The sequence below is a fragment of the Nocardia sp. NPDC005746 genome, assembly GCF_040630785.1.
In the GTDB taxonomy this organism is placed as follows: domain Bacteria; phylum Actinomycetota; class Actinomycetes; order Mycobacteriales; family Mycobacteriaceae; genus Nocardia.
This window is the reverse complement of the sequence record NZ_JBEXYE010000009.1, coordinates 14,617-27,022: the sequence shown is the minus strand read 5'-3', so window position 1 is coordinate 27,022 and position 12,406 is coordinate 14,617. Positions and strand designations below refer to the sequence as shown.

General features: G+C 69.7%; 12 protein-coding genes and 1 tRNA gene. 9 read left to right on the top strand and 4 right to left on the bottom strand.

From position 1 onward, the window contains the following. Positions 1-5 precede the first annotated feature (5 nt). From ABZ412_RS18395 to ABZ412_RS18380, 4 genes are read left to right on the top strand one after another with little or no spacing between them, the layout of a single operon-like run. Positions 6-1,145, top strand: a complete 1,140-nt coding sequence (locus ABZ412_RS18395) for an acyl-CoA dehydrogenase family protein (protein WP_357282084.1) — start codon at positions 6-8, stop codon at positions 1,143-1,145. Beyond that, positions 1,142-2,239, top strand: a complete 1,098-nt coding sequence (locus ABZ412_RS18390; RefSeq protein ID WP_357282082.1) for an enoyl-CoA hydratase/isomerase family protein — start codon at positions 1,142-1,144, stop codon at positions 2,237-2,239. The genes ABZ412_RS18395 and ABZ412_RS18390 overlap by 4 nt, the downstream gene beginning before the upstream one ends. Continuing rightward, positions 2,236-3,141: a 3-hydroxyisobutyrate dehydrogenase gene (gene mmsB / locus ABZ412_RS18385; protein WP_357282081.1), complete on the top strand. Its 906-nt coding sequence runs from the start codon at positions 2,236-2,238 to the stop codon at positions 3,139-3,141. The genes ABZ412_RS18390 and mmsB overlap by 4 nt, the downstream gene beginning before the upstream one ends. Continuing rightward, a complete protein-coding gene (locus tag ABZ412_RS18380; protein ID WP_357282080.1) occupies positions 3,138-3,914 on the top strand; it encodes an enoyl-CoA hydratase in 777 nt (258 codons plus the stop codon). The genes mmsB and ABZ412_RS18380 overlap by 4 nt, the downstream gene beginning before the upstream one ends. Positions 3,915-4,173: 259 nt before the next feature. On the opposite strand, the gene ABZ412_RS18375 is transcribed toward ABZ412_RS18380, so the two are convergent. Both ABZ412_RS18375 and ABZ412_RS18370 read right to left on the bottom strand, forming a co-directional pair. After that, positions 4,174-5,226, bottom strand: a complete 1,053-nt coding sequence (locus ABZ412_RS18375; protein ID WP_357282078.1) for a hypothetical protein — start codon at positions 5,224-5,226, stop codon at positions 4,174-4,176. Between the two features lie 76 nt (positions 5,227-5,302). Then, complete coding sequence (locus ABZ412_RS18370; protein WP_357097750.1) at positions 5,303-5,845, bottom strand: MarR family transcriptional regulator; 543 nt, start codon at positions 5,843-5,845, stop codon at positions 5,303-5,305. 107 nt (positions 5,846-5,952) lie between these two features. Here ABZ412_RS18370 and ABZ412_RS18365 point away from each other — a divergent pair. After that, positions 5,953-6,026, top strand: a tRNA-Cys gene (locus tag ABZ412_RS18365). Between the two features lie 65 nt (positions 6,027-6,091). Here ABZ412_RS18365 and ABZ412_RS18360 read toward each other — a convergent pair. Next, positions 6,092-7,486, bottom strand: coding sequence for a metallophosphoesterase (locus ABZ412_RS18360; RefSeq protein WP_357282077.1), 1,395 nt, complete (start codon positions 7,484-7,486; stop codon positions 6,092-6,094). Positions 7,487-7,493: 7 nt separating this feature from the next. Further along, a complete protein-coding gene (locus ABZ412_RS18355) occupies positions 7,494-7,937 on the bottom strand; it encodes a hypothetical protein (RefSeq protein ID WP_357282075.1) in 444 nt (147 codons plus the stop codon). Positions 7,938-8,047: 110 nt separating this feature from the next. On the opposite strand from ABZ412_RS18355, the gene ABZ412_RS18350 reads away from it, so the two are divergent. From ABZ412_RS18350 to ABZ412_RS18335, 4 genes are all read left to right on the top strand, one after another. After that, a complete protein-coding gene (locus tag ABZ412_RS18350) occupies positions 8,048-9,070 on the top strand; it encodes an iron ABC transporter substrate-binding protein (protein ID WP_357282073.1) in 1,023 nt (340 codons plus the stop codon). A 105-nt stretch (positions 9,071-9,175) separates the two neighbouring features. Further along, positions 9,176-10,654, top strand: a complete 1,479-nt coding sequence (locus tag ABZ412_RS18345) for an iron ABC transporter permease (RefSeq protein WP_357282370.1) — start codon at positions 9,176-9,178, stop codon at positions 10,652-10,654. Beyond that, on the top strand, positions 10,651-11,784 hold the full coding sequence (locus ABZ412_RS18340; protein ID WP_357282072.1) for an ABC transporter ATP-binding protein: 1,134 nt from the start codon (positions 10,651-10,653) through the stop codon (positions 11,782-11,784). Before ABZ412_RS18345 ends, ABZ412_RS18340 begins: the two co-directional genes overlap by 4 nt. 123 nt (positions 11,785-11,907) lie before the next feature. Continuing rightward, on the top strand, positions 11,908-12,261 hold the full coding sequence (locus ABZ412_RS18335) for a hypothetical protein (protein WP_357282071.1): 354 nt from the start codon (positions 11,908-11,910) through the stop codon (positions 12,259-12,261). Positions 12,262-12,406 lie beyond the last annotated feature (145 nt).

Below are 12,406 nucleotides of genomic sequence, written 5' to 3'. Positions count from 1 at the left end.
CGCTGATGTTCGTACTGGACGAGGACGAGAAGGCGATCGTCGAGACCGCCCGCTCCTTCGCCGACGAGCTGCTCGCGCCCAATGCCCTGGAATGGGACGAGCGCAAGCACTTCCCGGTGGACGTGCTGCGCAAGGCGGGCTCGCTCGGCCTGGGCGGCATCTACGTGCGCGAGGACGTGGGCGGCTCCCAGCTGCGGCGGCTGGACGCCGTGCGCATCTTCGAGCAGCTCGCCACCGGCTGCCCGTCGGTCGCCGCCTACATCTCCATCCACAACATGGCGACGTGGATGATCGACACCTACGGCGATGAGACGCAACGCAATCGGTGGCTACCGGGCCTGACCTCCATGGATCTGCTGGCGTCCTACGCGCTGACCGAACCGGGCGTCGGATCCGACGCGGCGGCCTTGAGCACCAAGGCCGTTCGCGACGGCGACGACTACATCCTCAACGGCGCCAAGCAGTTCATCTCCGGGGCCGGGTCCAATGACGTCTACGTCATGATGGTGCGCACCGGAACCGAAGGGGCGCGCGGGATCTCGGCGCTCATCGTGCCCGCGGACACCCCGGGTCTGTCGGTGGGGCCGAACGAGAAGAAGATGGGTTGGAACGCCCAGCCCACCCGGCAGGTCATCCTCGAGGACGCGCGGGTGCCGGTGGCCAACCTGCTCGGCTCCGAGGGCGACGGCTTCCGCATCGCCATGAACGGGCTCAACGGCGGGCGGCTGAACATCGCCGCCTGCTCGATGGGCGGCGCGCAGGCCGCGCTGGACCGGACAGTCGCCTATATGGCCCAGCGCAAGGCCTTCGGCTCGCGACTACTCGACAACACCGCCCTGCAATTCGAGCTGGCCGACATGCGGACCTCCCTGGAGGCCGCCCGCACCCTGCTGTGGCGCGCCGCGGCCGCCCTGGACGCCGACGCCCCCGACAAGGTGGAGCTGTGCGCCATGGCCAAGCGGTTCGCCACCGATGCCGGGTTCGAGGTGGCCAACAAGGCCCTGCAACTGCACGGTGGCTACGGTTACCTGGCCGAATACGGCATCGAGAAGATCGTCCGCGACCTGCGGGTGCATCAGATCCTCGAGGGCACGAACGAAATCATGCGGGTGGTCGTCGCCCGCTCGGTGGTAGGAGCAGCATGAGCGAAGGCGTGAAGGAACCCGAGGTTCTGATCGAGCGGCGTGATGGGCTCGGCCTGATCACGCTCAACCGGCCCCGGGCCATCAATGCGCTCAATCACCCGATGGCGCTGACCATCCTGGACGCGCTGCGGGCCTGGGCGGACGACGACGCGGTGCGCGCGGTCGTGCTGACAGGCGCGGGCGAGCGTGGACTGTGCGCGGGCGGCGATATCGTCGCCATCCACAATGACGCCAAGGCCACTGTGGCCGGGGGTGATTCGCCGCAGGTCGCGGCCGACTCGCCCAGCGGCAAGTTCTGGCGCGACGAGTACATCCTCAACGCCTTGATCAAGCGCTACCCGAAGCCGTACGTCGCGATCATGGACGGCATCGTCATGGGCGGCGGCGTCGGCCTGTCCGGCCATGCCTCGCACCGCATCGTGACCGAGCGGTCCATGGTCGGCATGCCCGAGACCGGCATCGGCTTCATCCCCGACGTGGGCGGCACCTGGCTGCTGGCGCACGCGCCCGGCGAGATCGGCACCCACATCGCGCTCACCACCGCGCGCATGTCCGCCGGTGACGCCATCGCGGCCGGCTTCGCCGACCACTTCGTGCCCTCGGAACACCTGCCCGCACTGCTGGAGGCGCTGGCGACCACCGAGGTCGAGGTGGCCATCGCGAAATTCGCTCAGCCCGCACCGGTTTCGGAGTTCGTGGCCCAGCAGGACTGGATCGATGCCTGCTACGGCGCCGACACCGTCGAAGAGATCGTGCACCGGCTCGAGATCGACGGCCGCGCCGAGGCCGCCAAGGCCGCCGCCGACGTGCTGACGAAATCCCCGGTGGCCCTGAAGGTCACGCTGCGCTCCCTGCGCGAGGCGCGCCGGGCCGCCGACCTCGAGACGGCGCTGAACCAGGAATACCGGGTCTCCGTCGCCGCCCTGAACACCCACGACCTGGTGGAAGGCATTCGCGCCCAGGTCATCGACAAGGACCGCAACCCGCAGTGGTCGCCCGCCACCCTGGCGGACGTCACCGACGCCGACGTCGACGCCTACTTCGGCGCGCTCGGCGATCGCGAATTGGGTGTGGCCGCAGCTAAGGACGAATGATGAGCAACAACACCAAGGTCGCGTTCCTCGGACTCGGCCACATGGGCGGGCCGATGGCCGCCAACCTGGTCAAGGCCGGATACGACGTCCTCGCCTTCGACCCCGTGCCCGCCGCGCAGGACCAGGCCCGCCGCGACGGCGCGACCGTGGTCGCCACCGCCGTCGAAGCCGTGTCGGCCTCCGACATCGTGATCACCATGCTGCCCAACGGCCGCATCGTGCTCGACCTCTACGGCGACATCCTGCCGGCCGCCAAGCCGGGCACCCTGTTCGTCGACTGCTCCACCATCGACGTCGGCGACGCCAAGCAGGCCGCGGAACTCGCTGTGGCGGCGGGACATCGGGCCCTCGACGCCCCCGTCTCCGGCGGCGTGGCGGGCGCGGCGGCGGGCACCCTCACCTTCATGGTGGGCGGCGCGGACGCCGACTTCGCCGCGGCGCTGCCGCTGCTCGAGGTGATGGGCGGCAAGGTCGTGCACTGCGGCGGCGCGGGCGTCGGGCAGGCCGCCAAGATCTGCAACAACATGCTGCTGGGTATCTCCATGATCGGGCTGTCCGAGGCCATCGTGCTGGGCGAGAAGCTGGGCCTGACCCACGACAAGTTCTTCGACGTGGTGTCCACCGCCTCGGGCCAGTCGTGGGCGCTGACCTCGTATTGCCCGGTGCCGGGACCGGTTCCGGCCAGCCCCGCCAACAACGACTACCAGCCGGGCTTCGCGACCGCGCTCATGTCCAAGGACCTGGGGCTCGCGGCCAACGCGCTGCGCGCCAACGGCGTGGACGGGCAGATCGGTCAGCTCGCGGCCGAGATCTACAACCGCTTCAACCAGGAAGAAGCGGGCAAGGACTTCTCGGCTATCGTCACCGATATCCGTAAGCGATCTGAAGGGGAGACGGCGTGACCGACTTCGAGACCATTCTGCTGGAGCGCAAGGGCCGCGTCGCGCTCATCACGCTCAACCGGCCGAAGGCCCTGAACGCGCTGAACTCGCAGGTCCTGTCCGACATCTCGGCGGCGCTCGACGAGCTCGAGAACGACAACGAGATCGGCGCGGTCGTGCTGACCGGATCCGAGAAGGCCTTCGCGGCCGGCGCGGACATCAAGGAGATGCAGACCAAGTCCTACATGGACATGTTCGTGACCGACCACTTCGGTGGCTGGGACCGCGTCGCCGCCTTCCGCAAGCCGCTGATCGCCGCGGTCGCCGGCTACGCCCTCGGCGGCGGCTGCGAACTCGCCATGATGTGCGACCTGCTGCTCGCCGCCGACACCGCCAAGTTCGGGCAGCCCGAGATCAAGCTCGGCGTCATCCCCGGCATGGGCGGCTCGCAGCGCCTCACCCGCGCCGTCGGCAAGGCCAAGGCCATGGACCTCATCCTCACCGGCCGCAATATGGGCGCCGAGGAGGCCGAGCGCGCGGGCCTGGTCTCGCGCATCGTCCCGGCCGCCGAACTGGTCGCCACCGCCATGGAGGTCGCCGAGACCATCGCCTCCATGTCGCTGCCGTCGGTGATGATCGCCAAGGAAGCCGTGGACCGCTCCTTCGAGACCACCCTCGGCGAGGGCCTGCGCTTCGAGCGTCGCGTCTTCCACTCGCTGTTCGCGACCGACGACCAGAAGGAAGGCATGACCGCCTTCGTCGAGAAGCGCCCGGCCAACTTCACCAACAAGTAAGCGCCGCACCAACTCTCGGAGCTCTCGTGCCCCGCTGCCTCACGGCAGCGGGGCACGTTGTCGAGGGGGAGTGGGGATTGCCTGGCGTGCCTCGTGCCGTATCCCATCGGCATACGGCAGCGGGGCACGTTGTCGAGGGGGAGTGGGGATTGCCTGGCGTGCCTCGTGCCGTGCGCCATCGGCCAGCGGGCGGGGATTGGCCGGCGGGCGGGGATCAGGCGCAGGCCGGGGTAACGGGCGTGGGGGAATTCCGGTGGCCTCAGCCGTGTTTGGGCGGGCCGACCACCTCGACGGTCGGCGGTTTGCCGTCGGTGTGGCCGCCACCGTCCCGGTTCATGGCCAGCCCGCCGACGATGGTGCCGCCGAGCGTGGCGGTCACCGCCACCGCCGCAACGAGTTTGCGGCGGGAGACGGGGGCGACGGGGGCCTCGACGGGAGTGGCGCCCGGGGCCAGGTGCACGCTGCGGATGCTGCGGGCCGACGGGCGTTCGGCGGCCAGCAGGACCGCGCCGCGGGTGGACACGAAATCGGGCTCCGGATCGTAGATCATCGGGTAGCCCAGCTGGAGTTTCAGCTCGTCGCGGATGCTCTTGTTGCGGGTGCAGCCGCCGAGCAGGGCCAGACCCGCGGGCCGGATGCCGGTCTCGTCGATCATGTGGCGGACGAACGACGCCGAATGATGGATGCCCGCCTCGACCAGCTCGGCGAAATCACTGCGGGTGACCACGGCGCGCTGCCCGGAGATCGGGTCGCAGACGGCCAGCACGCGTTCGGAGGCCAGGGCTTCCTTCTGACGGCGGATATCGGCCAGGTCCAGGGTGACGCCGCCGCGGGTGAGCAGCCAGCGCAGCAGGGCGTCGTGGCCGTCCCCGCCCAGGACGGTGCTGCGCCTGGTGGCCAGGACGGCATCGTTTCGGCAGTCGATCTGGGTGAGGGTCAGCCCGGACGCGCCGAGGTCGTACAGCAGGATCGAGCCCTCGGTGGGGAGCTTCCTGGTGAAGCGCAGATATCTGAGCTGAGCCACCGGCTCGTCGATGACGGTCAGGCGATTGCGGCCCGCGGCGGTGCGGACGGCCTCGGCATGGTTGGTGCTGCGGCAGGCGACCGCGATACCGGTGATGAACTCGTCACGCTCGGCCGCCGACTTCCGCATCAGGCGGATGGCCTCGAAGACCGCCTCCGCCATGCTCCCGCCGCCGGCCCGGCGTAGGACCTTGCACCGATCGATGGGAGGCAGGTGAGGCTGGTCGGAATGGGTGAGCATGGCGCGTGCGCCAGCAGCGCCCGCCGACACCCCCAGGACCAGCACCATGGCCTCAATGGTGAACCCTTTGCGGGCCGAAGCCAAGACTATGACGCAGGAAATTGGCTGCTGGGTCGCTGGGTGGTTACTGACCGGCCCATCGGGTGGGCGAGCTACCGGGGTCGAAGTCGCCCGCGCTCTGCCGGAACTCCGCCAGCAATTGCAGCAGCAGCTGCAATCGTTCCGGCGCCAAACCGGTCTCGGCGAAAACCCGCCGGTTCAGTTCGGTGGTGGCCTTGGCCACCAATTCTCTTCCGGCCCCGGTGATTTCGATGAGCGTTGCCCGCCGGTCACTGGGATGTGGCACACGCTTCACCAACTGGGCCGCCTCCAGCCGGTCCACCGTATTGGTGACCGAGGTCGGATGCACCTGCAGCCGAGCGCTCGCCACCGCCATCGGCAGCGCACCGGTTTTGCTGAAACTCAGCAACATCAGTAGCTCATACCGCGAAAAGGTCAAACCGGACGGCTTCAGTGCTTCGTCGACCCGCGCCATCACGATCTGCTGCGCCCGCACCAGCGAGGTGACCGCCGCCATCCCGTCCGCGACCTCGCCCCAGCCGTGCTCGGTCCACTGGCGGTGCGCCTCCTCGATCGGATCGAGCGGCAGCGGACGGGGACGCGACATGCCCTGATCATCGCATGTCGCGAAGCGCTCGGGCCGCCCCATAGCAATCACGGTGATTCAAACCCTCGGTCCCGGACCCGAACCGGCGCACTATGGACCTCGCCGATGCGGGTGTGACCGAGTGGCCAGGTGGCGGTCTGCAAAGCCGTGTACGCGGGTTCGACTCCCGCCGCTCGCTCCATCGGAGAACGCCTCCCGGGCAATCAGCCCAGGGAGGCGTTCCCTTTTCCTCCTGCCGCCGGACGCTCAGGAACGGCTGAGACCCGAAAGATCGCGCAGCACGGTGTAGTTGCGGTCGGCCGTGGAACCGAGCGTGTACTCGGGTAGCAGCCCGAAGTACTCGCCCCGGGACCGGCTGCTCCAGCGGCGCGCGTCCTCGGTCCGCGTCTTGTGGAAATTGGCCATGTACCCGCCCTCGAACAGCCGGAGCAGGGTGTAGCCGCCCGGGTATTCCTTGGTCGCGGCCACTTCCAGGAAGTCGACCGGGATCGGCAGGTCGGGGCGGGTGCGGCGATTGCGGTGGGTGTGGCCCGCGTGGTGCAGGAACACGCCGGGGGCGTCGCGGTAGATCGATTGCAGCTCGGCGGCATTCGCGGCGTCGAGGATGAAACCCGGGCCCGCCAGATTCGACCAGCCGGACTCGGTGGTGACCGGGTGGTGGCCGAAAACCAGGGTGGGACGGTCGGGATCGGCGGTGAGCCGGTCGCGCAGCTCGTCGAGCTGAGGTCGCTCCAGGATGCCGCCGGACCCGTCGAGCTGCGTGGTGTCCAGCGCGATCAGGCGCAGTTCACCGACCTCGTGGGCCGCCAATCGCTGCCGGGGCCCGAAGGAATCGGCCCAGCAGTCGTGGTGGTCGGCGTACGGGGCGCACTCCGCGTAATCGGACCCGACGTGCGGGCGGTCGTGATTGCCGCGGGCCGCGAACCAATCCCGGCCCGGCGCACCCCACTTCGCGAGGTGGGCGTGCACGCCGCGCACCTGCTCGGGCGTGGCCTCCGCGGTCAGGTCACCGGCCAGCACCAGATGGTCGACCGCGCGATCGGGCCGGTGCATATCGTCGAGCAGCGCGGTCAGCATGACCTCGGGATACGGTGCGAGACCGGGCTCTTGGCGCAGGCCCGGGGGCAGGCCCGCGGCGATGATCCCGCTGACCTCCTCACCCAGATGAATGTCATTGGACAGCGCCAGGGTTCGCAGCAGCCGGCCGGGTGGCGGCACCAGCGTGGTGAAGACGCCCCGCGATTCCGGCGTATCCGGCAGTCGGGTGGCCACATTCAGCGCGGGCGCGGCCGGAATGCCCGCCGAGCGGGCCTCGAACCGATACGCGCGGCCGGGCTCGAGGCCGGTGACCTCCGCGTAGTGGTAGGCCGTCGGCCGCGAGTCGCCGAAGACCTGCCGCAGGCCCGAACCGTCGGCCGGACCGAGCCAGACCTCGCCGTCGGTCTCCGCGGGCAGCCCGTCCGCGCCGAAAGTCGTCCAGGTCAGGACCGCCGACCGCTCGGTGATCGTGACGACCTCCAGATCGGTCGCGATCGGCGAATCGGCGTGGGCCCGGGCCGGACCCGGGTGGACGAGCGGGAGCGCCGCGGCCGCCGCGAGCAGGCCCAGGGCCTGGCGTCGATTCGGGCCGCAGCAGCTCATGCCGGTCCTACTTCGCGTCGGTGGAACAGACCTTCCATACACCGTCTTCCTTGCGGAGGTGTTCGTTGGTGGACCGTTGGCTGTCGGCGGCGCCGGGCAGCGAGAGGGTGCCGAGGGTGACGGCGGTGGCGCGGTCGCCGGTGACGGTGACGCCCTCCACCGAATCCACCTTCATGCTGACCTTGCCCTGGTCCATGGCCTTGCGCTGGGCTTCGGGCAGGCCCTGGTACTGGGCGCGGTCGCCCGCGCAGGTCTGGCCGACAGCCTGGGACGCGCCGCCGGTGGAGAGGGTTGCGTAGAAATCGCGCAGCGTGGTCTCGATCCGCTTGGCGTCGCTCGGCGCGGAGTCCTTGCCGTTCAACGTCATCGCGGCAGCGATGCCGCCGCCGACGAGAACCGCGGCCGCGATGCCGATGCCGATGGTGAGAGGGGTGCGCCTGTGCCGAGTCATCGAGGGGCAGATTACAGCGATTCGGTTTCGTCGGCGGGGTGGCATTTCCACCCGTGACGTGGGACGGTACGTTGGTTAGGCAAACCTCAGCGTCGAGTGGAAGGACGGTCATGACGGCGGCTCGATGGAAACTGGTGTCCGGCGCATTGGCGGCGATCGCGGTGCTCGGCGCGACCACGGCATGCTCCAGCTCCTCCGACGAGGACAACGAGATCCTGGTCTACAACGCACAGCACGAATCCCTCACCAAGGAGTGGATCGACGCGTTCACCAAGGACACCGGCATCAAGGTGACCATCCGCAACGGCGGTGACACCGACCTGGGCAACCAGATCGTCGCCGAGGGCAAGAACTCCAAGGCCGACGTCTTCATCACCGAGAACTCCCCGGCCATGGCGCTGGTCGAGAACGCCGGCCTGTTCGCCGACGTCGACAAGGACACCCTCGGCCAGGTACCCGAGCAGTTCCGCCCCTCCACCGGCAAGTGGACCGGAATCGCCGCGCGCTCCACCGTTTTCGTCTACAACACCGGCAAGCTCCCCGCCGACCAGCTGCCCAAGTCGCTGCTGGACCTGGCGCAGCCGCAGTGGAAGGGCCGCTGGAGCGGCGCCGCCGCGGGCGCGGACTTCCAGGCCATCGTGGCCGCGTTGCTCGCCCAGAAGGGTGAGGAGGCGACCCTCTCCTGGCTCGCGGGCATGAAGGAGAACGCGGTCATCTCGCAGAACAACACCACCGTCATGAAGGGCGTCAACTCCGGCCAGTTCGACGGTGGCGTGATCTACCACTACTACTGGTTCAAGGATCAGGCCAAGACGAAGGAGAACAGCAAGAACACCCAGCTGTTCTACTTCAAGAACCAGGACCCGGGCGCCTTCGTCTCGATTTCCGGTGGCGGCGTGCTGAAGTCGAGCAAGCGCCAGAACGACGCCCAGAAGTTCCTGAACTACATCACCTCCAAGAAGGGCCAGGAGGTGCTGCGCGACGGCGACTCCATGGAGTACCCCGTGGCCTCCGACGTCGCCGCCAACGCGGCGCTGCCGCCACTGGCCTCGCTGGACGCGCCCAAGATCGATCCCTCGAAGCTGGACTCCAAGAAGGTCACCCAGCTGATGACCCAGGCGGGCCTGCTCTAAGTGACCGCTCGGACCGCTGTACCCACCCGGGACACCGGGTCGACCCGGGTCGCCAAGGCACTCGCCTGGCGGCCCGGGTCGCTCGTCACCGTCGCCGCCCTGCTCATGGTGGCGGCGACGCTCGTACCACTGGGCTACATCGTGTCCACCCTGGTCTCCACCGGCCTGCACGAGACCGCCGAACTCGTCTTCCGGCCGCGCGTGGCCGAATTGCTGCGCAACACCGCCGAATTGGTGGTCCTCACCGTGCCGATCAGCGTCACCCTCGGCGTCGGACTGGCCTGGATCGTGGAACGCACCGACGTGCCGGGCGCGGTCTGGTGGGGACCGGCCTTCGCCGCGCCCCTGGCGGTTCCGGCCTTCGTCAACAGCTACGGCTGGGTCAGCGCCATCCCCTCGCTGCACGGACTGTGGGCGGGCGTGCTCGTCGCCACCGTCTCCTACTTCCCGCTGGTGTACCTGCCCGCCGCGGCCACCCTGCGCCGGCTCGACCCGGCCGTGGAGGAATCCGCCCGGGCACTGGGCTCGGGACCGTTCGCCGTCTTCGCGCGGGTGGTGCTGCCGCAGCTACGACTCGCGATTCTCGGTGGCGGACTGCTGATCTCGCTGCACCTGCTCGCCGAGTACGGCGCCTTCGCCATGATCCGGTTCGACACCTTCACCACCGCCATCTTCCAGCAGTACCAGTCCAGCTTCGCCGGGGCCGCGGGCAGCACCCTGTCCGGCGTGCTGGTGGTGCTGTGCCTGGTGCTGCTGGCCGCCGAGGCCGGCGTGCGCGGGCGGGCCCGCTACGCGCGGATCGGCGGCGGCGCGCAACGCGGTGTCCACCGGATCCGCTTGGGGCTGGGCCGGATTCCCATGCTCCTGGTGTTGTTCGGGGCGCTGGCGGCCACGCTGGGCGTGCCGCTGTGGACCATCGGGCGCTGGCTGAAGATCGGCGGCTCGGCGGTGTGGAACACCGTCGACATCGGCGAATCCCTGGGCCAGACCATCGGTCTGGCCGCCACCGCCGCGGTGATCACCACCCTGTGCGCCTTCCCGGTGGCCTGGGTCGCGGTCCGCTCCACCTCGCGGTTCGCGCGAATCATCGAGGGCGCCAACTACATCACCAGTTCGCTGCCGGGCATCGTGATCGCGCTGGCCCTGGTGACCGTGTCGATCCGCTGGCTGCCCGTCTTCTATCAGACCGCCGCCACCATCCTGGCCGCCTACACCCTGATGTTCCTGCCGCGCGCCCTGGTCAGCGTGCGCGCCGGGCTGGCGCAGGTGCCGATCGGGCTGGAGGAGGCGTCGCTGGCGCTCGGAAAGTCCCCGGCCGCCACGTTCTTCCGCGTCACCCTGCGCCTGACCGCGCCCGCCGCCGCGGCCGCCGCCGCCATGGTGTTCGTGGCGGTGGCCACCGAACTGACCGCCACCCTGCTGCTCGCCCCCAACGGCACCAACACCCTCGCCATGCAGTTCTGGCAGCTGTCGGGCGAACTGGACTACGCCGCGGCCGCGCCCTACGCGCTGATCATGATCATCGCCTCGGTGCCGGTCACCTATCTGCTGTTCACCCAATCCAGGAAGGCGGCGGGATTGTGAGTCGGCTTGTCGTAGACCAGGTTCGCAAGAGCTTCGGGCCGGGAGCGCCGGTCCTCGACGGCATCGGCCTCGACGTCGCCGACGGCACCGCCACCGCCGTCGTCGGCTCCTCCGGCTGTGGCAAGACCACCCTGCTGCGGGTGATCGCCGGGTTCGAGCACCCCGACGCGGGCTCGGTCACCATCGGCGGGGAAACCGTCACCCGCGAAGGCTTCTCGCTGCCCGCGCACCGCCGCCGCATCGGCTACGTGGCGCAGGACGGCGCGCTGTTCCCGCACCTGACCGTGGGACAGAACATCGCCTACGGTCTGGGCGGCGGGTTCGGGGCCGGCCGCAAACACCGGCGGCACGTGGCCGAACTCCTCGACATGGTCTCCCTCGACCCGTCGTACGCGGACCGGCGGCCGCACCAGCTTTCCGGCGGCCAGCAGCAGCGCGTCGCCCTGGCCCGGGCCATGGCCCGCAAACCCGCCCTCATGCTGCTCGACGAGCCCTTCAGCGCCCTCGACACCGGACTGCGCGCCGCCACCCGCCAGGCCGTCGCCGAAACCCTGCGCGCCGCGGGCATGACCAGCATCCTGGTCACCCACGACCAGGAGGAGGCGCTGTCCTTCGCCGATCAGGTGGCGGTCATGTGCTCCGGCCGCTTCACCCAGGTCGGCACCCCGGAGCAGGTCTACGCCGAGCCCGCGGACCTGTTCACCGCCGGATTCCTCGGCGACACCGTGCTGCTCGACGCCAGCATCGGCCCGGTGACCGCCGAGACCCTGCTGGGCCGGATTCCCGTGCAGGACAACGCCCCGACCGGGCAGGGCGCGATCATGCTGCGCCCCGAACAGCTGCTGGCCCACGCCACCGCCGCCGGCGACGCCGGGAGCGCCACCGTGCGCGCCCTCGAATTCCGCGGCGCGGACGTCATGCTCACCCTCGACCTCGACGGCTCCCCGGAACCGATCCAGGTGCGCCGGGTCAGCGTCGACGCGCCCACGGTCGGCGACCGGGTCGACCTCGAAGTCCTCGGCGCGGCGGTCGCTTTCACCTCCGAGCAGTGCGCCGCCGCAGGTCGCGCACCCCGCAACGGCGCCGCGCCCGGCGTGTTCACAGTGCCGGACGCCGTCTCCGCGGTCTGATCACACCGTGCGCCCGGTCGGCTCACACCGTGCACCGGGTCGACGGAATGTGACCGAATGGTCTGGGAAGCACCTATATTGGCGCGGAAGCCGAATCATCGGCTCGAGGCCGAAGGAGACCCGGTGCGCCGCACGCTGATCGTCATGTCCGCCCTCGCCGCCGCGTGCGCGCTCGCCCCGCAGGCCGGCGCCGAACCGGCCGCCGATCCGGCGCTGAAGGTGCAGGCGGTCTTCGGAACCGAACAGTTCCCCATGGCGGGCGTGGCCGCCGACATCGCGCCCTGCGGCGGCGGCGCGAGCCTGGCCACCATCACCACCGGCGCCGACGGGTCAGCCGTCTACGCGGGCGCGCCGGGCTGCTATCGGGTTCAGGTCGCCGCGCCCATCGGCTGCATGCTCGACGGCGATTCCGCGCTCGAGGTCACGTCGGTGCCCGGCGCAACCCCGCTCGCGACGTTCCGCTTCCGCTGCGCCTGAACCGGCGCCCGCGACCGCATTCTCATCTCCCTCACGTCTCGTGTGATCGTGATCCCGTGTGACCGACTCCACATCCCGGAATGCACACTGCTCGGGGCTGTTAGCCTCGGTCACACATAGCTGCTCGACATCGCCGTACGCGGAA